The sequence below is a fragment of the Mesorhizobium sp. B2-4-19 genome (genome assembly GCF_006441315.1).
Lineage (GTDB): Bacteria > Pseudomonadota > Alphaproteobacteria > Rhizobiales > Rhizobiaceae > Mesorhizobium.
This window is the reverse complement of the sequence record NZ_VFUV01000002.1, coordinates 320,417-346,003: the sequence shown is the minus strand read 5'-3', so window position 1 is coordinate 346,003 and position 25,587 is coordinate 320,417. Positions and strand designations below refer to the sequence as shown.

Genomic DNA, 25,587 nt, shown 5'->3' with positions numbered 1-25,587 from the left:
TGTCGGGGCGGATGCTATCGCGCCGTCTTCGGCCGGGCAAATAAATGCGCTTGGTTCAGAAGCGTTTCTCGTTCTCTGCTGCCAATTTCTCGAATGCGTCGGAATCCTCGAGGTAGCGCGATGTCTTCTTGTCCCAATGATAGGTGACGGAAATGTCGCGCGACGACGCTTCGGGCGGCGCGTCATCGCAGCTTTCATCGCTTGGCACGGTGCTGTCGGTGACCGTCGCCTTGACGGCGGCATAGGGTTGGCCGTCAGCGATGGTCTGAAAGGCCACATCCTGCTTGCGGCTGTAGGCGCAGAGCCTTTCGTCGAACGTGTAGATCATGTCGATCAGCTCGAATTTGTCGTCGCGGACCATGATCAGCGGCGTGATCACATAGCCCTGGCTCGAATTGAAATGCGTGCTCATGGTGATGAGCATGTCGTCGCCGGCGCCGATCGAAAGCTTGTTCGGCTCGCGGAAATAAGTGCTGCGGTCGACCGCTACATTGGCCGCATCGAGCAGTTTCGGCTTGGCGGTGACGTCGTAGAGCGCCAGCACCGCATAGCCCTCTGCGCTGTCGGGAGAATCGCCGAGGTCGAACAGCATGGCCAGCCGGTCCTTGCCGCCGGCCTTGACGGGAAGCACCGCGGCATTGGGGAAGCTGGATGTCTCGGGCGGCGAACCGCCGCTATCCGGCTCCTCGATGTGGCGCATCTCGATCGGCAGTCCGCCCTTGTAGAAACCGTTTCCGTCCGCGGCGAGGCTCGGGATGACCATTCTGGCAAGGTCGAGATAGGTTGCATCGCTGCGGCCGGGCAGCGCGCTGCCGAGATCCGGGAAGCTGACCGTTTGAGCGCCGGCCGCGGTCCACAGGAACGGCAGCAGCATCACGGCGAGGATGAAGCGGAAAAGGTTCGTTGGCATGAGAGCCCCCAAGATCAGGCCATTCACGCTAGCACGGGTTCCAGTATCACGCAGCCATGCTGGACCGGGATCAGTGGATCGGCACAAGCCCGGCCAGTTCGCGCATGTCGTCGAACAGGATGCCGCCGGCCTCGATCAGGCCGTCGCGGTCGGAATAGGGATCGCCATGATAGGAAAACACCCGCATGCCGGCGGCGATACCGGCCTGCGTCCCGGCGACGCTGTCCTCGATGACGATGCAGTCTGCCGGCGCGAAGCCCATGGTCTTGGCCGCATGCAGGAACAGGTCGGGGAACGGCTTGCCGCGCCCGACCATGGTCGAGGAAAACATCGCATGTTCGAACAGCGGCAACAGCCCGGTCTGGCCCAGCGTGATGTGCATCTTCGAAATCCGGGCCGAGGTGGCGACGCAATAGGGGATGCCGGCCGCGCGGACCGCCTCGATGAACTCCCGCACGTAGGGGATCGCTTCGACGCCATGGGAAAACAGGTCCGGCAGGCCGGCATTCCAGCGGTCGACGAAATCGGCGCCGAGACGAACCTCGGTCCGCTCTTCGATGTCCTTCTGCACCGAGGCCATGCTGCGGCCGGAGAAATTCCTGCGGCAATATTCGAAGCTCGTCGGATAGCCCGCCGCGATCAACCATTCGGCCAGGCACCGGTTGGCGAGATTCTCCGTGTCGACGAGAATGCCGTCGCAGTCGAAGATGACCAGCTTTGGTATTTGCATCAGGCGGTGCCGGTCGATCCGAACCCGCCCGAACCACGCGCCGTGCCGCCGGCCAGCGAACGCTCTTCGACGGCCACCTGCGTCACCGCGGCGAAAACGATCTGGGCGATGCGCATGCCGCGCGTCACGGCAAAATCCTCGTCGCCGAGATTGATCAAAAGCACCTTCAGCTCGCCGCGATAGTCGCTGTCGACCGTGCCCGGTGAATTGAGGACGGTGAGGCCATGCTTGAAAGCGAGGCCGGAGCGCGGCCGCACCTGGCCTTCCATGCCTTCGGGGATTTCCAGGATCAGCCCGGTCGGCACCAAGGCGCGTTTCCCAGGCAGGATCAGCAGGGGCCGGTCGTCGGGTACCGCCGCGCGAAAATCCATGCCGGCCGCGCTGGCGCTTTCGTAGGCGGGGAGGGGAAGTCCTTCAGCATGCGGCAATCTGACGAAGCCGACGGTCGGACCGATGACGGAGGAGTTCTGGAAGGCTGCGCGCATAAAATCGATCCTATCGGCGCGATTGCCGATTCGGTCAATTCGCCCGCGCCGCTATCAACGGCTTTCTTTCAGGCATCACTATGGCCTGAGCACGCTTTAGCGCACTTCCATTGGAACAACCGTCGTCTCCTTGATCTCCTCCATGACGAAGGAGGCGGACACATCGGACAGCGCCACCTTGGCGATCAGCCGCTGGTAGAGCCGGTCGTAGGCCTTCACGTCGGCAACGCGGGCACGCAGGACATAGTCGAGGTCGCCGGACATGCGATAGACGCCGGTGATCTCGGGAAGGCTGGTCACCGCCGCCCGAAACTTTTGCAACCAGTCGGGATCATGGTTGGACGTACGGACCAGGATGAACACCGAAAGGCCAAGCCCGAGCTTGTCGGCATCGACCAGCGCCACGCGGCCGGTGATGACGCCATCCTCCTCCAGCCGCTTGACGCGCCGCCAACAGGCATTGCGCGACAACGCCACCCGTTCCGACAGCTGGTCGACCGACAGCGTGCCGTCGCGTTGCAATTCGGCAAGCAGTTTTCGGTCTATTTCATCGATATCGAGCGCCATGTTGGTATGTGTGTCCCACAAAGTAGCAAAATACAAGGACATTTTGAGACCGATGAACCGGCAAATCGTGTCAGGATACTCATATCTGAACGCAAGCGCTGAAGGGGACCTCAATGTCGGTTGCAAGGATCTTCACTTCCCATCCCGCCAAGGTCGGCGAAACCTATTTCGGCCATATGGCCTTTGCCGCCTGGTTCTCCTCGCGCCTGCTGCTGGCGGCCGGCGCCGCCCTCGTTCACGCTTTCTTGCCATTTCTTTTCGAGACTACCGCCAGCCGAATCGTCCGCGAGCTTTACGAACGGACGCACAACAGAGGCACACACGCGACCAAGGAGCCGGCGGCTCTCATGGATCGCGCCTAGAGGACGACAGAAGCGATGTGCCGGTGGGCGGCCTATCTCGGGGAAGCGGTCTTTCTTGAAGACATTCTCACGGCGCCCTGCCACTCGCTGATCGCCCAGAGCCATTGCGCCCAGGAAGCCAAGTCGCCGACCAATGGCGACGGTTTCGGCCTCGCCTGGTATGGCGACCGGCCGGAGCCTGGCCTCTACCGCGACATCCTGCCGGCCTGGTCCGATCCCAATCTGAAGAGCCTGTGCCGGCAGATCAGATCCGGCCTGTTCCTCGCCCATGTGCGGGCCTCGACCGGCGGCGCCACCAGCCGCATGAACTGCCATCCCTTCATCTCCGGTTCCTGGTCGTTCATGCACAATGGCCAGATCGGCGGTTTCGAGAAAATCCGCCGCGCGTTGGAGAATTCGCTGTCCGACGCCGTCTTCGACCAGCGCGAAGGCACCACCGATTCCGAATTGTTCTTTCTCCTGATGATCGACGAGGGCTTGGCCGGCGACCCGCAAGGCGCGGTCTCGCGCGCCACTGCCCGCGTGCTCGAAGCCTCGCGCCGCGCCGGCCTCGAACCGGCGCTGAAACTCACCGCCGCCTTCTCGGACGGGCAGGCGCTGCACGCGGTGCGCTATGCCACCGACGCCCATGCGCCGACGCTCTACACCTCCTCCTTGCGCAAAGGCGGCGGCCGCTGCATCGTCTCCGAACCTTTCGATCGCGAGGGCGGCGACTGGCAGGCGATCCCGCCATCGAGTTTCGTCACCATGACTGGGGACGGGATCAGCATTCGGCCCTTTGCTCCGATGGCGGCGAAGTTGGCCTTGGCCGGGTAAATCCTTCTCTAAGTCGGAACCGCCGCAGGACAGGGGGCGCCGTAGAGCGCAGACCTCAACGGGCGGTCGGCGCAATTTCGATCAAGCACCACCAGGCTGCGAATGCTCAACTCTGCTTGAAGCCGCGCCGCTCTCCGCCATTTTGATCTGATGAGCGCGGCCAAGCCGGAGCATTCGCCATGGACATCGTCTTCTCCTCGACCGTCGAACTCGCCGCCGCCATCGCCCGTCGCAACATCTCCGCCGTCGAAGCCCTCGATGCCCATCTGGCGCAGATCGACCGGCACAATGAAGGCGTCAACGCCGTCATCTCGCTCGACCGGGAGGGCGCGTACGAACGCGCCGGGAAGGCCGACGCGGCACTCGCGCGCCGCGCCACACCCGGGCTGTTGCATGGCGTTCCCTTCACGCTGAAGGACATGCACGAAACCATCGGCATGAAAACCACGGTCGGCTTCCCGCCCTTCGCCGACTATGTCGCGCGCCGCGACAGCCCGGTCGTTGCGAGACTGAAGGCGGCCGGCGGCGTGCTGATGGCCAAGACCAATGTCGCCACCATGCTGTCGGGCTGGCAGTCCAACAATCCGTTGTTCGGGCGCACGAGCAATCCATGGAACCTTGAGCGCACGGCGGGCGGCTCCAGCGGCGGCGCCGCAGCCGCGGTGGCGGCCGGCATGACGCCGTTCGATGTCGGCACCGACATGCAGGATTCCATCCGGCTGCCGGCCGCCTTCTGTGGCGTCTACGGCCTGAAGCCGACCGAACACCGCGTCTCGCTGGCTGGCGCCTTCCCAAATCCAGGCAATGCCGCGCGCAGCGTGCGGCTGATGTCCTGCCTCGGCCCGCTGGCGCGCTGCGTGGACGATCTGTCGCTGATTCACCGAATCATCGCCGGGCCGGATGGGTGTGACACCGATCTGGCGCCGGTGCCGGTCGAGATCACGCCGAAGCTCGACCTGAAGACCCTGCGCATTGCCTTCGCGCCGTCCTTGCCCGGCTTCCCGGTGGCCGGCGCTATCGGCGCCGCGGCCGAAAACCTCGCAAGGCAGTTGCAATCGGCGGGGGCGATCGTGGAGCAGGCGAAGCTGCCTGAGCTCGATCTGCGCGACGATCTCGCGCAGGGCGGCGCGCTGATCGGCATGATGATGGAGGCAGCTCAACCCCAGCCGCCGGAGCGGCCGACGTCGGTCTCGCGCTGGTTCGAGGCGCTTGCCCGCCGCGACAAATCCATTCTCGGCTGGGACCGGTTCTTTGACGACTGGGACGCGCTGCTCTGCCCGGTCGCGATGACCATGGCCTTTCCGCATTGCGAGCCGGGCACGCCGATCAAGGTCGATGGCAAGGATCAAGACTATTGGACGCTGCCGGCCTATGGCGCCGTCTTCAACTACAGCGGCCATCCTGCACTTTCGATGCCGTGCGGAGAAGATCGCGACGGCCTGCCGGTCGGCCTGCAATTGGTCGGCAAACGCTGGTCGGAGGCGCGGCTGCTTGGTATCGCGGCGGCCATTGAGCCGCTTACCGGTGGCTTTCGCCGCCCGCCGGCTTACTGAGCAAAGCGCCCCAACCCATAGGGGGCCAGCAGCGGGTCGCGCCCGCCGTCGAGGATTTCCCGGGTCGCAAACAGGCCGACGGCCGGGGCCAGTGTGATGCCCGAATGCATCACCGCGACATAGAGCCCGTCCATGCCCTCGGCGCGGCCGATGATCGGAAAGCCGTCGATCGGATGGGGGCGGTAGCCGATGGTGTGGAAATCAAGCTCCAGCCCTTCGGCGCCGCGCAATGCCGCCTTCGTCACCGCGAACAGGTCGCGCGCCGTCGCTTCGGGGTTTTGGCCGGGATCGCCGCCGGCGAAATCCGAGCCGGCGATGATGCGGCCCTCCGCCGTCTGGCGCATATGCAGTCTCTCGACGTGCACCAGACCGTTGAGCAGCTTCTCGTATGGCCGCGAATGGACGATCAGGCCAGGCGGCGTTTCGATCGGCAGCTTGATGCCGGCCGTCGCGGCAATGTCGGGCGAGCCGACGCCAGCGGCGATCACCACTTCGTCGGCGGCAATCAGCCCATGCGATGTGTCCACGCCGGTCGTCCTGCCGTTGGTCTGGGCCAGCGCCGAGACCGTGCTGGCAATGATCCGCGCGCCACGCCGTCCGGCATCCGACAGCAAGGCCCTAGCCGTCGCAACCGGCTCGGCCACACCTTCCTCCGCGACATGAACAGCGAATTCAGGAGGCTCGACGAGGCTGGGTTCGATTTGCGCCGCCCGCTCGCGGCCAACGCGTTCGATGCCGTAGCCCCATGAAGAATGTTCGGCCGCGTAGGCTTCGAGCCGGTCGGCCGGCAGGTCCCAGCACAGCCCGCCGCACCAGGCGAGCGGCAGCCCAGGCAGTTCGTTCGCCAGGCGCCTCCACTCGGCCATGGCGCGGGTGCGCAGCCGGAAATAGATTTCGGGGTTACCCCAGCTGGCGTTGATCCAGGCAAAGGAATTGGGCGTCGCGACGCCACCCGCGCCGCTTTCGGAAACGACCGTGACCTGCGCGCCTGCCCTGGTCAGATGCCAGGCGATCGAGGCGCCGATGATGCCGGCGCCGATGACGATCACTTGTTTCGCCGCAGCCATGTTCGCTCCTTTACCTGGTTGCCCGCCGAGGACGCTCTTGCAGTGCCACCCCGTTCGCCACTTGCCAACATCGGACACGGCAAAAATATGCGCTTGACTTCAATACGTACGTACGTATTATTTGACCATGGCTAGACAATCAGTCCGTGAAAAACTTCTCGACGCCGGTTTCCGGACCATCTGGAATTCAGGCTATGCCGCCGCCGGCGTGCGAGACATCGTTGCTGCCGCCGACGCCCGGCCGGGATCCTTCACCAATCATTTCGCCTCCAAGGAGGCGTTCGTAGGCGAAGTGCTGGACCGCTACTTCACCTATGTCAGTGGGCTGGTCGAGGCTGCGCTGGCGCAGGACGGCACGCCGCCCACGGGCAGGCTGCGCCGCTACCTCGACGTCATCACTTCGAAGCTCGAGGCGCATGACTGGGCGCGCGGCTGCATGATCGGCAATCTCAGCCTCGAGACAACCGTGCACAGCGAGCCGTTGCGCTTGCAACTCGTCGCCATCTTCGAGCGCTGGCGCCAGCCATTCGCCGTCTGCATCGCCGAAGGCCAGGCGGCTGGCGACATCGCCAAGACCTTCGAGGCCGAGGACCTCGCCGACTTCCTGCTGTCGTCCTGGCAGGGCGCCATGCTGCGCATGAAGGTCGAGCGCAGCCCTGAACCGCTCGAGCGGTTCAAGAAAGTCATCTTCAGCACAGTGTTTGCAAAGGAGCCGACCCCATGAGTTCGAAAGCCAACCCGCCTCAGCCCGTCGCCACCGCGCCGAGACGCTTGCAGATTCCCGTACTCGATTCGACCATGTCCTATGTCGAGGCGGGAGCGTCCGGCCCGACCGTGCTGTTCCTGCACGGCAACCCGACCTCGTCCCACATCTGGCGCAACATCATCCCGCATGTCGCGCCGTTCGGCCGCTGCATCGCGCCCGACCTGATCGGCTATGGCCAGTCCGGCAAGCCCGATATCGACTATCGCTTCTTCGACCAGGTCCGCTATCTCGATGCCTTCCTCGACGCCCTCGACATCAGCGATGTGGTGCTGGTCGCGCAGGATTGGGGCACGGCCCTTGCCTTCCATCTCGCGGCAAGGCGGCCGCAGCGCATCCTCGGTCTCGCCTTCATGGAATTCATCCGCCCCTTCGAGCGCTGGGAGGATTTTCACCAGCGCCCGCAAGCCCGCGAAATGTTCAAGGCGCTCCGCACGCCCGGCGTCGGCGAAAAGCTGGTTCTGGAGGACAATGTCTTCGTCGAGAAAGTGCTGCCGGTCTCGGTGCTGCGCACGATGAGCGACGAGGAAATGGCCGCCTATCGGGCGCCGTTCCCGACGCCGCAGTCGCGCAAGCCGGTGCTGCGCCTGCCCCGGGAGATGCCCATCGAAGGCCAGCCCGCCGACGTCGCCGCCATCAGCGCGCACGACCATCGCGCGCTGCGGCTGTCCACCTATCCGAAACTGCTGTTCGCGGGTGATCCGGGCGCGCTGATCGGGCCGCAGGCCGCGCGCGAATTCGCGGCCGGTTTGAAGAACTGCAGTTTCATCAATCTTGGGCCTGGTGCGCACTATCTTCAGGAGGATCATGCCGACGCGATTGGCGGCGCCATAGCCAGCTGGCTTCCGGAGGTCGTTTGGGCGAACCGGATGGGCGAGATGGCCTGAGGCAAGCCATGGCATCCGGCGGCGTCCGCGCCGCCGGACCGGTCGACAGCCCGGCACTACGCTGCTAGAAGCCCGGCCTGTCACACGGAAATCCCAGAGAATGCCCGAAACAATACCAGAGGAAGTGGCGCGCCGCCGCACCTTCGCGATCATCGCGCACCCCGACGCCGGCAAGACGACGCTCACCGAAAAGCTGCTGCTGTTCGGCGGCGCCATCCAGCTTGCCGGCGAGGTCAAGGCCAAGAAGGACAAGATCCAGACGCGCTCCGACTGGATGAAGATCGAGCGCGAGCGCGGCATTTCGGTCGTCACATCGGTGATGACCTTCGAGTATGAAGACAACGTCTTCAACCTGCTCGACACGCCCGGCCACGAGGATTTCGCCGACGACACCTACCGCACGCTGTCGGCGGTCGACTCGGCCGTCATGGTCATCGACGCCGCCAAGGGCATCGAGCCGCGCACCCTGAAACTGTTCGAAGTCTGCCGGCTGCGCGACATCCCGATCATCACCTTCGTCAACAAGATGGACCGCGAAAGCCGCGATCCGTTCGAGATCCTGGACGAGATCGAGCAGAAGCTGGCGCTGGATACCGCACCCATCACCTGGCCGATCGGCCGCGGCAGGACGTTTTCCGGCACCTATCACCTGGCGTTGAACGCGGTGCGCAAGGGCGACGACGAGAAGGAACGCACGCCGGTCAACGGTCCCGATTCCAACCGCGTCGCCGGGTTGCTGCCGGAAAACGAGCGCGAGGCCTTCATCGAGGAACTGGAACTCGCGCGCGAAGCCTGCCGGCCGCTCGACATCGACGCCTTTCGCGAGGGCCATCTGACGCCGGTCTATTTCGGATCCGCACTGCGCAATTATGGCGTGCGCGACCTGATCGAGGCGCTCGGCGCCTTCGGGCCTCCGCCGCGCGCGCAGGAGGCCGACACCCGCAAGGTCGAGGCGACCGAGGACAAGATGACCTCCTTCGTCTTCAAGATCCAGGCCAATATGGATCCCAACCACCGCGACCGTATCGCTTTCGTGCGCGTCTGCTCGGGCAAGCTCGAGCGCGGCATGAAGGCCAAGCTGGTGCGAACGGGAAAGCCGATGAGCCTGTCGGCGCCGCAGTTCTTCTTCGCCCGCACCCGCGTCACGGCGGATGAGGCCTTTGCCGGCGACGTCGTCGGCATTCCCAACCATGGCACGCTGCGCATCGGCGACACGCTGACCGAGGGCGAGGAGATTCTTTTCAGGGGCGTGCCGAACTTCGCCCCGGAAATCCTGCGCCGCGTGCGCCTCGGGGACGCCATGAAGGCCAAGAAACTCAAGGAAGCGCTGCACCAGATGGCCGAGGAAGGCGTCGTGCAGCTGTTCTCGCCCGAGGATGGCTCACCGGCCATCGTCGGCGTCGTCGGCGCTCTGCAGCTCGATGTGTTGAAGGAGCGGCTGAACTTCGAATACACGCTGCCGGTCGAATTCGAAATGCCGCGCTTTTCCGTCTGCCGCTGGATTTCGGCCGACGACAAGGCCGAGACGCTTCGCTTCATCGAGGCGCATCGCGGCGACATCGCCAGGGACCTCGACAACGACCCGGTGTTTCTGGCCCAGCACGCTTTCTCGCTGAACTACGAAGCCGAACGCTGGAAAGCGATCCGCTTCGCCACGATCAAGGACTACCAGGTCCGCGACAAGGCGGCGTGAGCCAGCCACTTTCCTTCTCCACGTTCATGGGGGTGAGGAGTGGTCCGCGCAGCGGACGAAAAGCCAATTGCTTGGCTTTTCGAACGACGAACGCCCGACGGCGACGGATGAGGGGTGGCGCCGACATCGAAGGCTAATACTCACCCTTTCGCCGCCTCTTCTAGCTTGGCGATGTCGATCTTGCCCATCTGCATCATCGCATCCATCACCCGGCCGGCCTTGGCCCGGTCCGCATCCCCGAGCAGGCGCGGCAGTTGCTCCGGCACGACCTGCCAGGAGACGCCGAACTTGTCCTTCAACCAACTGCATTGCGATGGTTCGCCGCCGCCTTCGATGAGCCTGTCCCAGAAATAATCCACCTCTTCCTGCGTCTTGCAGTCGATCGACTGTGACATCGCTTCGTTGAACTTGAATTGCGGTCCGCCGTTCAGCGCCTGGAACTGCACGCCGTCGAGCTCGAACGTGGTCACCAGCACCTTGCCTTCATCGGCGTGCCCTTCGGGCCAACGCATCACGCTCAGCACCTTCGAATTCTTGAAGATGGAGACGTAGAAATTCATCGCCTCTTCGGCCTGGCCGTCAAACCACAGGCAGGTGGTGATCTTTTGCATGTCGTGCTCCTCGGTTGCTTTTTGCTGTTACGATGAAACGGTTGGCTCCGAGAATGGTGCCATCTCCGTGCCGTCCGCCCAAGGACGGCCGTGCGCGACGCGATCCGACAGCCGCATGTAATTTTTTTGGAAGCTCGCGTTTTTCGCGAGACTCTGGCGCATTGCAAAAATGTGGCCAGACCATACTTGCGCGTCTATAAAGCCTGCGATCCGAATTCAGCTCCGCCGCGTCATTCCCGGGCCGAGGCCAGCCACCAAGGAAAAAACATGCCTGCCTATCGCTCCCGCACCACCACCCATGGCCGCAATATGGCCGGCGCCCGCGGCCTTTGGCGCGCCACCGGCATGAAGGATTCGGATTTCGGCAAGCCGATTATCGCGGTGGTCAATTCCTTTACCCAGTTCGTGCCGGGCCATGTGCATTTGAAGGACCTCGGCCAACTGGTGGCACGCGAAATCGAGAAGGCCGGCGGCGTTGCCAAGGAATTCAACACCATCGCCGTCGATGACGGCATCGCCATGGGCCATGACGGCATGCTCTATTCGCTGCCGTCGCGCGAGCTGATTGCCGATTCCGTCGAATACATGGTCAACGCCCACTGCGCCGACGCCATGGTCTGCATCTCCAATTGCGACAAGATCACCCCTGGCATGCTGATGGCCTCGCTGCGCCTCAACATCCCGACCGTCTTCGTCTCCGGCGGGCCGATGGAAGCCGGCAAGGTGGTGCTGGCCGGCAAGACGCAGGCGCTCGACCTGGTCGACGCCATGGTCGCGGCCGCCGACGACAAGATCTCCGACGAGGACGTCAAGGTCATCGAGCGCTCGGCCTGCCCGACCTGCGGCTCCTGCTCGGGCATGTTCACCGCCAATTCCATGAACTGCCTGACCGAGGCGCTCGGACTGTCGCTGCCGGGCAACGGCTCGACACTGGCCACGCATGCCGACCGCAAGCGGCTGTTCGTCGAGGCCGGCCATCTCGTCGTCGATCTCGCCCAGCGCTATTACGAGCAGGATGACGAGACGGCGCTGCCGCGGACCATCGCCTCGAAGGGCGCCTTCGAAAACGCCATGACGCTCGACATTGCCATGGGCGGCTCGACCAACACCGTGCTGCACATTTTGGCCGCCGCCCATGAGGGCGAGGTCGACTTCACCATGGAGGATATCGACCGGCTGTCACGGCGGGTTCCGGTGCTCTGCAAGGTGGCGCCGGCCAAGTCCGACGTCCACATGGAAGACGTTCATCGCGCCGGCGGCATCATGGCCATCCTGGGCCAGCTCGACAATGCCGGGCTGATCAACCGCGACCTGCCGACCGTGCACACATCAAGCCTCGGCGAGGCGCTCGACCATTGGGATGTTTCCCGCACCTCCAGCCAGAATGTCCGCGGCTTCTTCCTCGCCGCCCCCGGCGGCGTGCCGACGCAGGTCGCCTTCAGCCAGGACCGCCGCTGGGACGAGCTCGATCTCGATCGTGAAAAGGGTGTCATCCGTTCGGCGGAAACGCCATTCTCGAAAGATGGCGGTCTTGCCGTGCTGAAAGGCAATCTGGCGCTCGACGGCTGCATCGTGAAGACGGCCGGCGTCGACGAGTCGATCCTGAAATTCACCGGCCCGGCGCGGGTGTTCGAAAGCCAGGACGCTTCGGTCAAGGCAATCCTGTCCAACGAGATCAAGGCCGGCGACGTCGTCGTCATCCGTTATGAGGGGCCGCGCGGCGGCCCCGGCATGCAGGAAATGCTCTATCCGACCAGCTATCTGAAGTCGAAGGGCCTGGGCAAGGCCTGCGCACTGGTCACCGACGGCCGCTTCTCCGGCGGCACGTCTGGCCTGTCGATCGGTCATGCGTCGCCGGAAGCCGCCGAAGGCGGCACGATCGGACTGGTGCAGGAAGGCGACACGATCGAGATCGACATCCCCAACCGCACCATCCGCCTCGCTGTCAGCGACGCCGAACTTGAAGCGCGCCGGGCGGTGATGGAAGCCAAGGGCGCCCTGGCCTGGAAGCCGGAGGAAAAGCGCAAGCGCAAGGTGACGACCGCGCTGCGCGCCTACGCCGCCTTCGCCACCAGCGCCGACAAGGGGGCCGTGCGGAAAGTGCCGGAGTGACCTGCCGAGGCTAGTGGTACTGGCCGTACCAAGGCCATTCCGCATTGGGAAGATAGGGCCAATCCGCTCGGGTTGGCAGCGATCGCTTTGCGTCCTCCGCCTGTGACGGTGTCAAGAAGATGCCGAAGAGATCGTTTCCGCCGTTAAGCGCATAGAAGCGCACGTCCGAACTAGCGAGTTGGTCGTTGATGATTTTGAAGAATACGTAAGTGGCGGTGCCCCAGCTTTTGCGCTCGCTATCCGGAACATCTGGGGCATATATCACGAATTCTTGGGCTGCTGCACGCACTACATATCGGGTCGCGTGCGCGTCGATGCTCTCCTCGATAGCGATCGGGTTTTTCAGATACTGTCGAAGCTTTGGGAAAACCTGATAGTACGCCTTAGCTATTCCTTGCTCAGCCAGGTTCTCCGCATCGAGCATGTGCGCCTTGTCGTAGTCGATAGCCATGGCCGGAGATTGCACGGCAAAGGTGCCGAACAAAACGCACCGTAGAAAGGACACGAGTCGAGCACAGCGCATAACCGAACTCCGCTACGGCATCAGCTGATATTCATAAAGCTTCTGGTAAAGCCCGCCCTGCGTGAGCAGAGCACGATGCGGCCCGCTCTCCACCAGCTTGCCGCCTTCCAGCACGACGATCGTGTCGGCCTGGTGCACGGTCGACAGGCGGTGCGCGATGACGATCGTCGTGCGGCCTTCGGTCAGCTGCTGCAGCGCGTCGCGGAACAGCGCTTCGGATTCGGCGTCGAGCGCGCTGGTCGCCTCGTCCAGCAGCAGGATTTCGGCGTTGCGCAGCATGGCGCGCGCGATCGAGATGCGTTGGCGCTGGCCGCCCGACAAGAGGCCGCCATTCTCGCCGACATCGGTCTCGTAGCCTTTCGCCTGCGCCATGATGAATTCATGCGCGTTGGCGGCCTTTGCGGCGCCGATCACCTCCTCGTCGGTCGCGTCCTGCCGCCCAAGCCGGATGTTGTGCATGATGGTGCCGGCAAACAGGAACGTGTCCTGGCTGACATAGGCGATCTTTTCCCGCAGCGAGGCGAGGGTGGCATGGGAAATGTCCTGGCCGTCGAGCAGCACCTTGCCGCTCTTCGGGTCATACATGCGCATGATCAGGTTCAGGATCGTCGACTTGCCGCCGCCGGAGGGCCCGACCAGCGCTGTCATCTTTCCCGGCGCAAGGGTGAGGTCGAACCGGTCGAGCACCGGCGGCCCATTCTGGTAGGCGAAGCTGACGGCGTCGAACCGGATCTCGCCCGGTCCGGCCGTAAGCGGCTTTGCATCGGGCTCCTCGGCCAGCGTCAGCGGCTCGTCGGCGAGTTGGAACATCATGCGCACGCCGACAATGCCGCTTTCCAGTGAGATCCGCACGCGCGCCAGGCGCTTTGCCGGTTCATAGGCGAGCAGCAGCGCCGCGATAAACGCCATGATGTTGCCGGGCATCTGGCCGCCCTGCAGAACCAGGAGGCCGCTGACCATGACGGCGCCGGCGATCGCCAGCCCGGCCAGCGTCTCCATCACCGGGCTGGTCACCGCTTCCAGCGCGGCAATGTTGTTGGCCCGATCCTCGACGTCTGCCACCGCCTTGTACATGCGCTTGCGCATCAAGCTTTCGAGGTTGAAGGATTTGACCACGCGCACGCCGATAGCGGTTTCCTGCATCACCTGAATGATCTGGCCAACCGAGCGGAACTCCATGGCGGCGAACTTGCGCACGCGCTTCAGGATGCGGTTGACGCCATAGATGGCCACAGGCCCGGCGACGAAGCAGATCAGCGACAGCACCGGCTGCTGCCAGACCATGACACCAACCAAGGCAAGCAGGGTCACCAGATCGCGCACATAGGAGGTGACGATCAGGTCGAGCACGTTGCGTGCCGCCTGGGCATTGTTGGTCATGCGGGTGATCAGGTCGGATGAGGAGGTCGAATGGTAGAATTCGATGCCTTGCGCCAGGATGCGGTCGTAGATCTTGCGCTGCCGGTCGGCGATGATGGCATTGCCGACCCGGCTCATGAAATAGGCCTGGACGAAATTGGCGAGGCCCTTGAGGATGAAGATCCCGGCGACCGCCGCGGCAATCATGTTGACGCGGTCGACCCGCTTGTCGATCACGAATTCATTGGTGATTTCGCGCAGGATCCAGGCGCTGGCGGCGGTCATGCCGGCCACCACCAGCATCGAAAGAATGGCCGCGCCATATCCGAACATATGCTCCCGGAACGATTCCTTGACCAGCCTTGCCACGAGGCGCTGGTTTTCCGTCGAGCGGAAGAAACGAAACAAAGGCTGATCCTTGGTGGCGCAATGACGAAGGCGGCTTATAGAGGGTGTTGTCGCCGGATGGAACCATTGGCGGCTTCTGGAAAGAAACCGCTGCGTCATGCTGTCTTTTGCGACACGATGGCAAAGTGATTCTTCAGGCGAGATGACGACAGATGGATTTCGACCTTATCGTTCGTGGTGGCACGCTGCCGGATGGCAGGATTGCCGATATCGGCATCAGCGGCGAGACAATCGCCGCGATCGAGCCCAAATTGCAGGGTTCCGCCCGGGCCGAGGTCGATGCCGGCGGGAATCTGGTCTCGCCCCCCTTTGTCGATCCGCATTTCCATATGGATGCCACGCTGTCCTACGGCATTCCGCGCATCAACGCCTCGGGCACGCTGCTGGAAGGCATTGCGCTATGGGGTGAGCTGAAGCCGCTTTTGACGCACGAGGCGGTGCGCGACCGGGCGCTCGCCTATTGCGACTGGGCGGTGTCGATGGGCCTGCTCGCCATCCGCACCCATGTCGACGTCTGCGACGACAGGCTGCTGGCGGTCGAGGCCCTGCTCGACGTCAAGAAAGCGATCGCGCCCTACATCGACCTGCAACTCGTGGCCTTTCCGCAGGACGGGTTCTACCGCTCGCCGAAGGCGCGTGAAAACACCATCCGTGCGCTGGACATGGGCGTCGACATCGTCGGCGGCATTCCGCATTTCGAGCGCACCATGGCCGACGGCACGCGCTCGGTGACGGAACTGTGCGAGATCGCGGCCAAACGTGGCCTGATGGTCGACCTGCATTGCGACGAGACCGACGACCCGCTGTCGCGCCACATCGAGCAACTGGCTTATGAAACGCAGCGCCTTGGCCTGCAGGGCAAGGTGGCCGGCTCGCACCTCACCTCCATGCATTCGATGGACAATTACTATGTCTCGAAGATTCTGCCGCTGATCGCCGAGGCCGGCGTTTCAGCTATCCCCAATCCGCTGATCAACATCATGCTTCAGGGTCGCCACGACACATTTCCAAAGCGCCGCGGCCTGACCCGGGTCAAGGAGATGCAGGCGCTCGGCATCCGTGTCGGCTGGGGTCAGGATTGCGTGCTCGATCCCTGGTATTCGCTGGGCACCGCCGACATGCTCGACGTCGCCTTCATGGGCCTGCACGTCGCGCAGATGTCGAGCCCCGCCGACATGGCGCGCTGCTTCGACATGGTCACCAACGTCAACGCCGCCATCATGGGTCTGGACCATCTCGGTCTCGCCGTCGGCAAGCGCGCCAGCCTCGTCGTCCTCGACGCCGGCAATCCGATCGAGGCCCTGCGCCTGCGCGCCGAGCGCATCTGCGTCATCGCCAGGGGCAAGGTCGTGGCGCAACGGACGCGGCAGGATACAAGGCTTTCCATCCCGGGCAGGCCGGCACTGGTCAACCGCAGGCACAAAGCCACGTAGGCCCAGCCGATTCCCGGTCCTGGTCTGGCGATTTCCCGGATTCTTCTCGTCAAAGCCGCCGCTTCCGTCTACGACGCGACTTGAGCGAGGGAGGAATCGGGATTGGCATGACGCAACCCGTTGCGCAGAATTCCACAATCAGGAACGTGCTTCTGGCCGGCATTCTGCTGATGCTGGCCGGCGACTTCCTGTTTGCGCTGAACGATGCGATGGGCAAGTGGCTGGTCGCCAGCTTCTCCGTCGGCCAGGTGGTGCTGATCCGCTCCATCGGCGCCTTCTTCGTTCTCGCGCCGATGATCGCGCATCAGGGCCCCGCCAGGCTGTTTCGCATGGAACGCCCTGAACTGCAGATCTTGCGTGTCGTCATGACCACGCTCGACACCGCACTCTTCTATGCCGCGGTCGTCTATCTGCCGCTTGCCGACGTCATGAGTTTCTACATGGCGGGGCCGATCTATGTCGCGGCGCTCTCGCACCTGCTGCTCGGCGAAAAGGTCGGCTGGCGCCGCTGGGTGGCGATCCTGCTCGGCTTCTGCGGCGTGGTGATCATGCTGAAGCCCTCCTCGGCCGCGTTCTCGCTGTCGTCGAGCTTCGCGCTTGCCGGCAGCATCGCCTTTGCCTTCGCCATCATCCTCAACCGGCGGCTGCGCGGCACCAGCGACACCAATCTGGTGACATGGCAGACGATAGGCACGCTGCTGGTCGGCGGCGTGCTGACCATTGGCGCCTGGCAAACCCCCTCGGCGCTCGATTTCGGCGCCATGCTGCTGCTCGGCATCGTTTCCTGCAGCGCCCATCTGATGATCACGCGGGCGCTCAAGCTGGCGCCGGCCTCGACGCTGGCGCCGCTGCACTACACGCTGCTCCTGTGGGCCGTGGTGTTCGGGCTGGTGTTCTTCGGCGACGTCCCCGGTCCGCGCATCCTGATCGGCTCCGGCATCATCGTGCTGGCGGGCCTGTTCATTTTCCATCGCCAAAAGGTGGTCGACGCCACTGTGCCGCCCGAAAACGTGCCGAAGGGCGTGAATTAAGGCGGTTCCAGGAAAGTGTAAGAAGGCTTTCCGTCCGCGATTGCGTCGAAACAAAGCATACGGCACGTCACAGGCTGCCGTTTCGAAGCTCCGCATCCAGCGGCCGAAGGCTATCATGCGGAATTGTTGGAGTCTCTGGCCAGAAAGTCCGATATTTACATCGATACTTTGCGGTGTACGTTGCCATTCGGGCGCAATACGGGATTGATTCTTGCCTGGGAGAGGCAGGATCGACATCTCAAAAAAACGCGGCGACAGAGGGGGTGATGATGGGAAGTTTTTCCATATGGCATTGGCTGATCGTTTTGATCCTAATCGGCTTGCCGCTGGTGTTTGTTCTAAGAGCAGCAACCGGTGCGAACCGGTTCGGAGAAATGCCGCCTTCGATGAATTTCGGTGAAGCCGTTTCAAGCTTCTTTCGAAATTATGTGAATTTTTCCGGCAGGGCCAGCCGCTCGGAGTTCTGGTATTCCTATCTCTTCATTTTCATTGCCGGCGTCGTTCTTGTCATAGTCGATGCCATCGTGAAGAATGAAATCGTCTCATCGATCTGGAATCTTGCCATCCTTCTGCCGACCCTTGCCATGACCGCTCGCCGGCTGCATGACATCAACAGAAGCGGTTGGCATCAACTCCTTGCGGGATTGGTCCCCATCGGTCCCATCGCGCTGATCATTTGGTATTGCAAAAAATCCGACGACACGGTGACTTTGACCGAAATAGAGAGGGTTTTCAGGTAGGCTGGAGCCCCTGCCATATGGATTTGCTTTAACCCATACGCACAGCCGCCAGATGCCTTGAAAATTCCGGCGTCTCCATCAACGCCTTGCAGCGGGCGAAGCGGCCGTCGGCATAGGCGCGGAAATCGTCGACGGGATTTTCGTTGGCAAGCTGGATCAGCCCCCACAGCGTCCAGAGCAGATCGCACATCGCCTTGTAGATGACGACGCGGCCGCGTTCCGCCGGCCTCGCCTCGCCGCCGAAATAGGCGCGCATCAACTCTTCGTCCTGGTCGGCATCGAACTTGCCTTCCACGCTGAGGTCGCCGAGATCCCAGAGCGGGTCGTTCATCCCCGAATATTCCCAGTCGACGATCCACATCCGCTCGCCCGTATCGAGGAAGTTCTCGCAAAGCGGATCGCAATGGCAGGCGACGAGCGGAAGCGGATGAGCTGCAAGCGCCGAGCGCACGCTGCCGGCCTCGCGCACCACGTCGTGATAGCCGGCAGGCAGGGTCACGTCCTTGGTCGACAGCACCTTGAGATAGTCGTCGATCATCGCGAAAAGTTCGAAGCGGAAGGGGAACACCGCACCGGACGCGTGCAGCTTGCGGAAGGCTTCGCCGGCCCGGGCGGGACTGCCCGGTCTCTCCCTGAATTTCTCCGGCGACATGGTCTGCGCGCCCGCGATGAAACGCGTCACCATCACACCGGTATCGGCGTCGGCCTGCAGCACTTCGGGGCTGACGCCGGCTTTGGCCGCTTCGCGCGCGGCCACCGCTTCGTTGGCGCGGTTGATGTATTCCTCGGTGCCCTTGCCTGGAATGCGCAGGCAGAGATCGCCGGCTCTGAAGACGAGATTGGTAAGGCCGCCGAGCCGCTCCAGTGGCCCGGTATAGCCGGCCAGCATGGGAATGGCAGCCAGTTTTGCCCGCGCCTCGTCTGTCACCATGCCCGCGCCCCCACGCCGTTATTTCTCACCGCAACGGTTCCACAATTTTCGCCGTTTGGCTATCATCCCCTGTGAGACCCATGGATTGGTGGACAGGACAAAAGTGGCGGACAACAGACATCAAGGCGCGCTTGGCGCGGCCTACGCAGCCAAGCGCCCTGAAGAGGTGGCCGCACTCTATGACCGCTGGTCACAGACCTATGACGCCGACATGTCGGCCGCCGGTTATCGTCATCCGACGATCTGCCTTGCCCTGCTGGCCCGCCATTTGCCGCGCGGCGCGGCGCCGTTGCTCGATGCCGGCGCGGGCACCGGGCTCATCGGCGAATGGCTCGATATTGCCGGCTATCCTGAAGTCGAGGCGTTGGACATCTCGCAAGGCATGCTGGACCAGGCCGCCCGCAAGGGCGTCTATTCCGCGCTGCATTGCCTCGCGCTCGGCGGCACGCTGCCCTTTGCCGACGATGCCTATGCCGGGATCGTCTCGGCCGGTGTCTTCACTTCAGGCCATGTCGGCGTCGAAGGGCTGGATGAGCTGATCCGCATCTGCCGGCCCGGCGGGGTGATCGTGCTGACGGTCAAGAACACGCTGTGGGATCAGGGTTTTGCCGCACGCATCGCCGAACTGGAGGCGCAAGGCGCCGTCACCCGTGTCGAGGAGACGCGCCCTTACGTCTCGATGCCGGGCGAGGCCGACACCGTGCCCAGCCGCGGCCTCGCCTTGCGGGTGAACTAGGCCTTTACCCTCTCCGCTGTCGGGTCGAACATCGGCTCAAGATGGATTCTGGCCGGCGTCCGCTCCATTGCGACAACCAGTTCGTAGTCGCCGGCGGCGAGGAAATCGTCGCTCACCCCGTCGCCGTTGCGCACATAGCCGTAGCCGATGTTCTTGCCCAGCGTGTAGCCATAGCCGCCGCTGGTCAGATAGCCCACCGGCTCGCCATTGCGCAGAATGGTCTCTCGGCCGAGCAGCACGATCTCCGGATTGTCGACCGTGAAACCGGCAAAGCGCTTCTTCAACGGCGCGCCGACCACTTTCTCCAGTGCGCGCCGTCCGACGAAATCGGTGTTCTTCCTAAGCTTGACCGCCCAGCCGAGGCCGGCTTCCTGCGGCGTGTCGTTGGGTGTGATGTCGGAACCCCAGGCGCGGTAGCCCTTTTCCAGCCGCAGCGATTCCAGCGCCCGGTAGCCGACCGGGCGGATGCCGTGCGTCTTGCCGGCCGCCATCAGCGCGTCGAAGACTTCGCCTGTCGCTGCGATCGGAACATGCAGTTCCCAGCCGAGTTCGCCGACATAGGTGACACGCAGCGCCCGAATCGTGTGGCCGGCGATGGTGACCTCGCGCACATGGCCGAACGGGAACGAAGCATTCGACACATCGGCATCGGTGACAGCGGAGAGCACGTCGCGCGCCCGCGGACCCATCAGCGACAGCGTGCCGAAATCCTCTGTGACATCGGTCAACTCCGCATCATGAGCCTCGCCTATATGGTCGCTGATCCACGAGGCATCATGCGTGCGGAAGCCGGTGCCTGTGACGATGTAGAATTTCTCCTCGGCCAGCCGCGCCACGGTCAGGTCTGCCTCGATGCCGCCGCGCGTGTTGAGAAGCTGCGTGTAAGTCAGCCTTCCGACCGGCTTGCTGGCGTCGTTGGCGCAAATCCAGTCGAGCGCCTTGGCCGCGTCGGGTCCGCTCAATTCGTACTTGGCGAAGGACGACTGATCGAAGATGCCGACCTTCTCGCGCACATGCCGGTGCTCGTCGCCGACCGCCGAAAACCAGTTCTGCCGGCCCATGGAATAGATGTCCCGCGGCTCGACGCCTTCCGGTGCGAACCAGTTCGGCCGCTCCCAGCCGAGCTTCGAGCCGAACACGGCGCGCTGCTGCTTCAGCCTGTCGTAAAGCGGCGAGACGATGCGCGGCCGGCCGCTGGCATACTCCTCGTGCGGGAAGCCGATCGTGTAATGCTTGCCATAGGCTTCCAGCGTGCGCTCGCGTACCCATTGCCGGTCGCGGTGCAGGTTGGAGAAGCGCCTGATGTCGACCACCCACAGGTCGAGCGGCGCCTCGCCGTCGACCACCCATTGCGCCAGCACCCAGCCGGCGCCGCCGCCAGAGGCGATGCCGAAAGCGTTGAAGCCGGCGCCGACGAACATGTTGGCGCATTCTGGAGCCGTGCCGAGAATGAAATTGCCGTCCGGCGTGAAGCTTTCCGGCCCGTTGATCATCTGCTTGACGCCGACGGTTTCCAGCGCCGGCACCCGCGCGATCGCCTGTGTCATATGCTGCTCGAAATGGTCGTAGTCGTCGTCGAACAGCCGGAACTCCCAGTCGTTGGGCACGTCGCCGCCGGGGAGATCGGTCGCCCAGGCCTGCGGGTTCGGCTCATAGCCGCCCATCACCAGTCCACCGACCTCCTCCTTGAAATAGGTGCGCCGGTCGGGGTCGCGCAGCGTCGGCGCGTCGGTCGCCAGGCCATCGATCTTCTCGGTGATGATGTATTGGTGCTTCACCGGCTGCAGCGGCACGTTGATGCCGACCATGGCGCCAACCTGCCGCGCCCATTGTCCGGCGCAGTTCACCACCTTGTCGCAGGCGATGCCGCCTTGATCGGTCTTCACCGCCGTGATGCGGCCGCCCTTCATCTCGAAGCCGGTGACGCGGACATTCTCATAAAGCCTGGCGCCATGCATCCGCGCGCCCTTGGCCAGCGACTGCGTGATGTCGGAGGGGCTGGCCTGGCCGTCGGTCGGCAGCCAGGAGGCGCCGACGAGATCGCCGGTTTCCATCAGCGGCCACATCGCCTTGACCTCGGCCGGGGACAAAAGATGCATGTCCATGCCGAAACTCTTCGCCGTGGTCGCCAGTCTCTTGTACTCGGTCCAGCGGTCGGCATTGGTGGCGAGCCGCAGGCAGCCGGTCATTTTCCAGCCGGTGGCAAGGCCGGTTTCGGCCTCCAGCCCCTTGTAGAGGTCGACCGAATATTTGAGCACGCGGGTGATCGAGGCGGACGAGCGCAATTGCCCGACCAGGCCGGCGGCGTGCCATGTCGAGCCCGAGGTCAGCTTGCCCTGTTCGAGCAGCACGACGTCGGCCTTGTGGTCGCGCGCCAGATGATAGGCCGTCGAGCAGCCGATGATGCCGCCGCCGATGACGACGATGGCGGCCTGGCTGGGCAAGGTCATGGTTTCAGGATCCCGTATTTTGTCCGGTAGTTTTCCAGCGCCGCGTCGAGCCGCACCAAATTTTCCTCGGTGTAGGCGACGTAGTCGATGTCGGGCGCGTCGAGATAGAGTTCCGAAACCATGCTCCACATCGCCTCGCGCAACAGCGAGGCGCATTGCATGGCGGCGTGCGAGCGGCGGATCGCCTCGTCCGGTTCCTTCATGAAATAGGCGGTCAGGAAGGCGAAGGATTCCGCGTCGCTCATGCCGGCGTTCGAGGCGACGCCGGCGAGGTCGAACATTGCCGTGTTGAAGCCGGCATATTCGAAATCGATCAGCCACAGCCTGTTGCCGTCGTCGAGAATATTCGCCGGCAAAAGATCGTTGTGACCGAAGACGATCGGCAGCAATTTCTGCGCCCGCTCCAGCTCGTCGGCCAGCGTCAGCAGACGCGGCAAGTCGTTGCGCTTGCGGCTGTTGCCTTCCTCGAGCGTGCGCGCATAGTCGCGGATGACGTGGAACACCCAGAACATGAAGCCGGCGCCGGAGACATGGTTCGGCATCTCGCGATGGAAGGATCGCAGCAGAGCCGCCACGCGGCCGAGATTGGCGCGCACGTCCTCGGCGAGGAAGGTCCTGGCGCCGAGAAACTGCGTCACCAGGATGCCGGGTTCGGAATAGCGCACGGCCGGCGCGAAGCCGGCGGCATGGGCCGCCCGCGCGGTCATCACCTCGCGCTCGCGGAAGACATGGTGGAAGGGATAGTCCTGGCCGAAGCGCACGACATGTTTGCCGGCGGCGTCGCTGACCACATAATTGGCGTTGCTCAGGCCGCCGGGCAGGGGGGCGATCTCGATGGCGCCGGTCCAGCACGGCAGGGCGCGGATGCGATCTTCGGCAATCACGGGATCATCCCTGGTTTGCTGGGCTTCGACAAGGCGCCATGGACAACGCGATGAGGGCGGGGAAAAACGCAAATAGTCTCGTCGGTGCGGGACGCCAGGATCGGTATCCCGCACCGCACCGACGAGCCCCTTGGCCAGGATTCTGATCCCGGCATCCGCCCCCGCGGATCTGAAAATTCCTTACCCCAGACACGTTCAAGACCGCCCGGCCAGTGAGTTGCGGCTCTGCCATCGCCCTCCCGTTGCAGCTCCGAACCCCTGCTGGTGCGTTAGATTTCACGCCAAGGTTGCCCGGTTGTCAATAAAATGATGTGACTTTTTTTGGGTGTTTTGCCCGAAAGCAAGGGGCGATATCTTTAAAACTGCTTGAATTACCTTAAAACCGGTCAAAAGGCGAAGTCCGGGAAACCCAATGGTCCATTCCAAACGCCACGGCGACATCCTGCGGCTGCTGCAGGAAGAAGGAACCGTCACCATCGCCAGCCTGGCCGATCGGCTGGGTGTTTCGCTGGAAACCGTGCGCCGCGACGTCAAGCCACTCACCAGCGACGGCTCGGTTCTGAAGATGCATGGCGCCATCGGCCTGCCGTCCATGGTCGGCGAGGCGCCGTTCGAACGGCGCATGCGCGAGAATGCCGATGCCAAGCGCATCATTGCCCGCATGGTCGCCGCCACCATCCGCGACGGGGAATCGGTCATGCTCGACACCGGCACCACCACCTCGTTCCTGGCCCGGGAACTGCTCGGCCACCGGCGCCTGACGGTCGTCACCAATTCTTCCGACATCGCCCGCACGCTCGCCACCATCAACGGCAACAAGGTCTATATGGCCGGCGGCGAATTGCGCAGCGATTCAGGTGCCGCGTTCGGCACTTCGGCCATCGAGTTCGTCGGCCGCTTCTCGGTCAGCCATGCCATCATATCCACCGGCGCCGTCGATGCGGTGACGGGTGTCATGGACTACGATCTGGAAGAGGCCGAATTCGCCCGCATGGTGCTGTCGCGCGGCCAGCGCTCACTCGTCATCACCGACCACACCAAGTTCGGCCGTCAGGGCCTGGTCCAGGTCTGCGGCTTCGACGGCTTTTCCGAACTCGCCACCGACCGTTCGCCGCCGCACGACATCGCCGCGGCGCTGGCGCAGGCCGGCGCGCGGCTCAGCATTGCCGGCGGCGAAGCCGGATTCTAACTGAACACCAGCGATTGGTGGGCGCACACGCCCGCGAAGGTGCCACCCGATACCGCGAAGGCGATGTTATGCATCGCGCGTGCGGCGTCTCCGGCGGCATAGACGCCGGGAATTGTCGTCTGCTGCCGATCGTCGACGGATATTACCGGACCGAGCAAGCCATCCGTGAAGCCGCAGCCGAGCTGCTCGGCCAGCGGGCTCGCCATCGTGTTGCGCGGCGCGGTGAACATCGCCCTGACGCCAGCTTTTCGGCCGCCCTCGAGATGGACGATCAGGCCGCCGGAGCCGTCTTCCCTGAGTTCGCTGACGATCGCGGGTTCGAACGTGATAGTCTTGCTTTCCAGGGCGAGCATCTGCTCGGCGTCGGGTTCGATCTGGCCGTTGCCGAACAACGTGACGTCGCCCCAGTCGGCGATCAGCTGCGCCTGATGCATGGACATCGGGCCGGTCGCCAGCACGCCAAGCGGCCCGCCGGAAACCTCGTAGCCGTGGCAATAGGGGCAGTGCAACACCGTCTTGCCCCATTGCTCGGCAAGCCCGGGCACCTCCGGCAGGATGTCGCGCACCCCGGTAGCCAGCACCAGCCGCGCGGCGCCGAATGTCTCGCCGCCATCGGTGGTGATCTCGAAATCGCTGCTGCTGTTGGCGACGGCTCTGTCCGCACGGGCATTGACAAGCCTGGCTGTGGGATAGGCCAGCAATTGCCGCCTTGCATCATCGAGGATGGCGCCGGGCGTGCGCCCGTCCTGGCCGAGAAAGCCATGCGAATGCGCGGCAAAGCGGTTGCGCGGCTGGCCGGCGTCGATCACCAGCACGTTGCGCCGGGCCCGCGCCGCCTGGATGGCGGCGGACAGGCCGGCAAAGCTGCCGCCGATGACGGCAAGATCATACTGCATGGCTGGAGACTCCAATGAGGTCGTAACGGCGGCGGAAATCGGCGGTCAGGTCGGCCAGCGTGATGCGGCTGAGCTTCTCCGCCAGCAGCCTTTCGGCCGCGACGCGAAAATCGTCGAGCACGGCGATCACCGCTTGCTCGACAAGGCACCCCGGGCTTTCCGGCTCGGTGCCGAACGGCAGCAGCGTCTCGCCAAGCGCGGCGCTGATCTCGGCCAGCGAGATGTTTTCGGGCGCCCGCCCGAGCAGCCAGCCGCCACCATGCCCGCGCGACGAAGTGACGATGCCGGCGTCTCGCAAGCCGGCGATGGTGCGGCGCACCACCACCGGGTTGGTGTGAATGAAGGTGGCAAGCTGCTCGGAGGTCAGCGCGTGCTCTGGCTTCTCGGCCATGTGGACGAGAATGTGCAAGGTGGAGGACAGTCGGCTGTTCCGCTTCATGTAACTTATTTA

Annotated in this window: 25 protein-coding genes; 12 read left to right on the top strand and 13 right to left on the bottom strand. The window is 63.8% G+C overall.

The features are described 5' to 3' along the window. Positions 1-55 precede the first annotated feature (55 nt). The 4 genes from FJ546_RS04900 to FJ546_RS04885 form a co-directional block, all read right to left on the bottom strand. Entirely contained in the window at positions 56-910 is an 855-nt protein-coding gene (locus FJ546_RS04900; RefSeq protein ID WP_140888321.1) for a hypothetical protein, read from the bottom strand. Between the two features lie 70 nt (positions 911-980). Beyond that, positions 981-1,640 carry an HAD family phosphatase gene (locus FJ546_RS04895; RefSeq protein ID WP_181167817.1) on the bottom strand — a complete coding sequence of 220 codons (660 nt, stop codon included), beginning with the start codon at positions 1,638-1,640 and terminating at the stop codon, positions 981-983. Then, complete coding sequence (gene dut / locus FJ546_RS04890; protein ID WP_140888319.1) at positions 1,640-2,125, bottom strand: dUTP diphosphatase; 486 nt, start codon at positions 2,123-2,125, stop codon at positions 1,640-1,642. The genes FJ546_RS04895 and dut overlap by 1 nt, the downstream gene beginning before the upstream one ends. A 96-nt stretch (positions 2,126-2,221) precedes the next feature. Continuing rightward, on the bottom strand, positions 2,222-2,692 hold the full coding sequence (locus FJ546_RS04885) for an Lrp/AsnC family transcriptional regulator (protein ID WP_095791985.1): 471 nt from the start codon (positions 2,690-2,692) through the stop codon (positions 2,222-2,224). Positions 2,693-2,805: 113 nt separating this feature from the next. Between FJ546_RS04885 and FJ546_RS04880 the strand changes: the two genes are divergently transcribed. The 3 genes from FJ546_RS04880 (at position 2,806) to FJ546_RS04870 (ending at position 5,423) form a co-directional block, all read left to right on the top strand. Further along, complete coding sequence (locus FJ546_RS04880; protein ID WP_095787189.1) at positions 2,806-3,054, top strand: DUF6356 family protein; 249 nt, start codon at positions 2,806-2,808, stop codon at positions 3,052-3,054. 15 nt (positions 3,055-3,069) lie between these two features. Then, positions 3,070-3,870, top strand: coding sequence for a class II glutamine amidotransferase (locus FJ546_RS04875; RefSeq protein ID WP_140888318.1), 801 nt, complete (start codon positions 3,070-3,072; stop codon positions 3,868-3,870). Between the two features lie 179 nt (positions 3,871-4,049). Then, entirely contained in the window at positions 4,050-5,423 is a 1,374-nt protein-coding gene (locus FJ546_RS04870; protein WP_140888317.1) for an amidase, read from the top strand. Here FJ546_RS04870 and FJ546_RS04865 read toward each other — a convergent pair. Then, positions 5,417-6,490: an FAD-binding oxidoreductase gene (locus FJ546_RS04865; RefSeq protein WP_140888316.1), complete on the bottom strand. Its 1,074-nt coding sequence runs from the start codon at positions 6,488-6,490 to the stop codon at positions 5,417-5,419. The two genes, FJ546_RS04870 and FJ546_RS04865, sit on opposite strands and share 7 nt — an antisense overlap. A 127-nt stretch (positions 6,491-6,617) precedes the next feature. Here FJ546_RS04865 and FJ546_RS04860 point away from each other — a divergent pair, with 127 nt between their 5' ends. From FJ546_RS04860 to FJ546_RS04850, 3 genes are all read left to right on the top strand, one after another. Continuing rightward, entirely contained in the window at positions 6,618-7,214 is a 597-nt protein-coding gene (locus FJ546_RS04860; protein ID WP_140888315.1) for a TetR/AcrR family transcriptional regulator, read from the top strand. After that, positions 7,211-8,140 carry a haloalkane dehalogenase gene (locus tag FJ546_RS04855; protein ID WP_140888314.1) on the top strand — a complete coding sequence of 310 codons (930 nt, stop codon included), beginning with the start codon at positions 7,211-7,213 and terminating at the stop codon, positions 8,138-8,140. The genes FJ546_RS04860 and FJ546_RS04855 overlap by 4 nt, the downstream gene beginning before the upstream one ends. Before the next feature lie 100 nt (positions 8,141-8,240). Continuing rightward, positions 8,241-9,833: a peptide chain release factor 3 gene (locus FJ546_RS04850; RefSeq protein WP_140888313.1), complete on the top strand. Its 1,593-nt coding sequence runs from the start codon at positions 8,241-8,243 to the stop codon at positions 9,831-9,833. Positions 9,834-9,973: 140 nt separating this feature from the next. Here FJ546_RS04850 and FJ546_RS04845 read toward each other — a convergent pair whose 3' ends face one another. Continuing rightward, complete coding sequence (locus tag FJ546_RS04845) at positions 9,974-10,444, bottom strand: VOC family protein (protein WP_140888312.1); 471 nt, start codon at positions 10,442-10,444, stop codon at positions 9,974-9,976. A gap of 267 nt (positions 10,445-10,711) precedes the next feature. On the opposite strand from FJ546_RS04845, the gene ilvD reads away from it, so the two are divergent. Beyond that, positions 10,712-12,556, top strand: coding sequence for a dihydroxy-acid dehydratase (gene ilvD / locus FJ546_RS04840; RefSeq protein ID WP_140888311.1), 1,845 nt, complete (start codon positions 10,712-10,714; stop codon positions 12,554-12,556). 10 nt (positions 12,557-12,566) lie between these two features. Here ilvD and FJ546_RS04835 read toward each other — a convergent pair whose 3' ends face one another. Together FJ546_RS04835 and FJ546_RS04830 are read right to left on the bottom strand one after the other, a co-directional pair. Then, the gene (locus FJ546_RS04835) at positions 12,567-13,007 is read right to left on the bottom strand and encodes a hypothetical protein (protein ID WP_140888310.1); all 441 of its coding nucleotides are present in this window, start codon (positions 13,005-13,007) and stop codon (positions 12,567-12,569) included. Positions 13,008-13,091: 84 nt separating this feature from the next. Then, entirely contained in the window at positions 13,092-14,846 is a 1,755-nt protein-coding gene (locus FJ546_RS04830) for an ABC transporter ATP-binding protein (RefSeq protein WP_140888309.1), read from the bottom strand. A gap of 152 nt (positions 14,847-14,998) precedes the next feature. On the opposite strand from FJ546_RS04830, the gene FJ546_RS04825 reads away from it, so the two are divergent. The 3 genes from FJ546_RS04825 to FJ546_RS04815 all read left to right on the top strand — a co-directional run bounded on the left by FJ546_RS04825 (position 14,999) and on the right by FJ546_RS04815 (position 18,050). Continuing rightward, positions 14,999-16,279, top strand: coding sequence for an amidohydrolase family protein (locus tag FJ546_RS04825; protein ID WP_140888308.1), 1,281 nt, complete (start codon positions 14,999-15,001; stop codon positions 16,277-16,279). 107 nt (positions 16,280-16,386) lie between these two features. After that, on the top strand, positions 16,387-17,310 hold the full coding sequence (locus FJ546_RS04820; RefSeq protein WP_140888307.1) for a DMT family transporter: 924 nt from the start codon (positions 16,387-16,389) through the stop codon (positions 17,308-17,310). Between the two features lie 269 nt (positions 17,311-17,579). Next, positions 17,580-18,050 (top strand): DUF805 domain-containing protein, encoded by a 471-nt coding sequence (locus tag FJ546_RS04815; RefSeq protein ID WP_140888508.1) that lies wholly within the window; start codon positions 17,580-17,582, stop codon positions 18,048-18,050. 28 nt (positions 18,051-18,078) lie between these two features. Here the strand turns inward: FJ546_RS04815 and FJ546_RS04810 are convergent, their stop codons facing one another. Continuing rightward, positions 18,079-18,981 (bottom strand): phosphotransferase family protein, encoded by a 903-nt coding sequence (locus tag FJ546_RS04810; RefSeq protein WP_140888306.1) that lies wholly within the window; start codon positions 18,979-18,981, stop codon positions 18,079-18,081. 103 nt (positions 18,982-19,084) lie between these two features. Between FJ546_RS04810 and FJ546_RS04805 the strand changes: the two genes are divergently transcribed. After that, positions 19,085-19,717, top strand: coding sequence for a class I SAM-dependent methyltransferase (locus tag FJ546_RS04805; RefSeq protein WP_181167816.1), 633 nt, complete (start codon positions 19,085-19,087; stop codon positions 19,715-19,717). Here FJ546_RS04805 and FJ546_RS04800 read toward each other — a convergent pair. Both FJ546_RS04800 and FJ546_RS04795 read right to left on the bottom strand, forming a co-directional pair. Further along, entirely contained in the window at positions 19,714-22,167 is a 2,454-nt protein-coding gene (locus FJ546_RS04800; protein ID WP_140888304.1) for an FAD-dependent oxidoreductase, read from the bottom strand. The genes FJ546_RS04805 and FJ546_RS04800 overlap by 4 nt on opposite strands. Continuing rightward, a complete protein-coding gene (locus FJ546_RS04795; RefSeq protein ID WP_140888303.1) occupies positions 22,164-23,051 on the bottom strand; it encodes a phosphotransferase family protein in 888 nt (295 codons plus the stop codon). Before FJ546_RS04795 ends, FJ546_RS04800 begins: the two co-directional genes overlap by 4 nt. A gap of 412 nt (positions 23,052-23,463) precedes the next feature. Between FJ546_RS04795 and FJ546_RS04790 the strand changes: the two genes are divergently transcribed. Next, on the top strand, positions 23,464-24,240 hold the full coding sequence (locus tag FJ546_RS04790) for a DeoR/GlpR family DNA-binding transcription regulator (protein ID WP_140888302.1): 777 nt from the start codon (positions 23,464-23,466) through the stop codon (positions 24,238-24,240). Here the strand turns inward: FJ546_RS04790 and FJ546_RS04785 are convergent. Continuing rightward, on the bottom strand, positions 24,237-25,136 hold the full coding sequence (locus tag FJ546_RS04785; protein ID WP_140888301.1) for an NAD(P)/FAD-dependent oxidoreductase: 900 nt from the start codon (positions 25,134-25,136) through the stop codon (positions 24,237-24,239). The two genes, FJ546_RS04790 and FJ546_RS04785, sit on opposite strands and share 4 nt — an antisense overlap. After that, entirely contained in the window at positions 25,126-25,575 is a 450-nt protein-coding gene (locus FJ546_RS04780) for an Rrf2 family transcriptional regulator (RefSeq protein WP_140888300.1), read from the bottom strand. The genes FJ546_RS04785 and FJ546_RS04780 overlap by 11 nt, the downstream gene beginning before the upstream one ends. Positions 25,576-25,587 lie beyond the last annotated feature (12 nt).

Coding starts and splice junctions, on each gene's coding strand:
- FJ546_RS04900 (WP_140888321.1), bottom strand. CDS start 910: ATGCCAACGAACCTTTTCCGCTTCATCCTCGCCGTGATGCTGCTGCCG.
- FJ546_RS04895 (WP_181167817.1), bottom strand. CDS start 1,640: ATGCAAATACCAAAGCTGGTCATCTTCGACTGCGACGGCATTCTCGTC.
- dut (WP_140888319.1), bottom strand. CDS start 2,125: ATGCGCGCAGCCTTCCAGAACTCCTCCGTCATCGGTCCGACCGTCGGC.
- FJ546_RS04885 (WP_095791985.1), bottom strand. CDS start 2,692: ATGGCGCTCGATATCGATGAAATAGACCGAAAACTGCTTGCCGAATTG.
- FJ546_RS04880 (WP_095787189.1), top strand. CDS start 2,806: ATGTCGGTTGCAAGGATCTTCACTTCCCATCCCGCCAAGGTCGGCGAA.
- FJ546_RS04875 (WP_140888318.1), top strand. CDS start 3,070: ATGTGCCGGTGGGCGGCCTATCTCGGGGAAGCGGTCTTTCTTGAAGAC.
- FJ546_RS04870 (WP_140888317.1), top strand. CDS start 4,050: ATGGACATCGTCTTCTCCTCGACCGTCGAACTCGCCGCCGCCATCGCC.
- FJ546_RS04865 (WP_140888316.1), bottom strand. CDS start 6,490: ATGGCTGCGGCGAAACAAGTGATCGTCATCGGCGCCGGCATCATCGGC.
- FJ546_RS04860 (WP_140888315.1), top strand. CDS start 6,618: ATGGCTAGACAATCAGTCCGTGAAAAACTTCTCGACGCCGGTTTCCGG.
- FJ546_RS04855 (WP_140888314.1), top strand. CDS start 7,211: ATGAGTTCGAAAGCCAACCCGCCTCAGCCCGTCGCCACCGCGCCGAGA.
- FJ546_RS04850 (WP_140888313.1), top strand. CDS start 8,241: ATGCCCGAAACAATACCAGAGGAAGTGGCGCGCCGCCGCACCTTCGCG.
- FJ546_RS04845 (WP_140888312.1), bottom strand. CDS start 10,444: ATGCAAAAGATCACCACCTGCCTGTGGTTTGACGGCCAGGCCGAAGAG.
- ilvD (WP_140888311.1), top strand. CDS start 10,712: ATGCCTGCCTATCGCTCCCGCACCACCACCCATGGCCGCAATATGGCC.
- FJ546_RS04835 (WP_140888310.1), bottom strand. CDS start 13,007: ATGGCTATCGACTACGACAAGGCGCACATGCTCGATGCGGAGAACCTG.
- FJ546_RS04825 (WP_140888308.1), top strand. CDS start 14,999: ATGGATTTCGACCTTATCGTTCGTGGTGGCACGCTGCCGGATGGCAGG.
- FJ546_RS04820 (WP_140888307.1), top strand. CDS start 16,387: ATGACGCAACCCGTTGCGCAGAATTCCACAATCAGGAACGTGCTTCTG.
- FJ546_RS04815 (WP_140888508.1), top strand. CDS start 17,580: ATGGGAAGTTTTTCCATATGGCATTGGCTGATCGTTTTGATCCTAATC.
- FJ546_RS04810 (WP_140888306.1), bottom strand. CDS start 18,981: ATGGTGACAGACGAGGCGCGGGCAAAACTGGCTGCCATTCCCATGCTG.
- FJ546_RS04800 (WP_140888304.1), bottom strand. CDS start 22,167: ATGACCTTGCCCAGCCAGGCCGCCATCGTCGTCATCGGCGGCGGCATC.
- FJ546_RS04790 (WP_140888302.1), top strand. CDS start 23,464: ATGGTCCATTCCAAACGCCACGGCGACATCCTGCGGCTGCTGCAGGAA.
- FJ546_RS04785 (WP_140888301.1), bottom strand. CDS start 25,136: ATGCAGTATGATCTTGCCGTCATCGGCGGCAGCTTTGCCGGCCTGTCC.
- FJ546_RS04780 (WP_140888300.1), bottom strand. CDS start 25,575: ATGAAGCGGAACAGCCGACTGTCCTCCACCTTGCACATTCTCGTCCAC.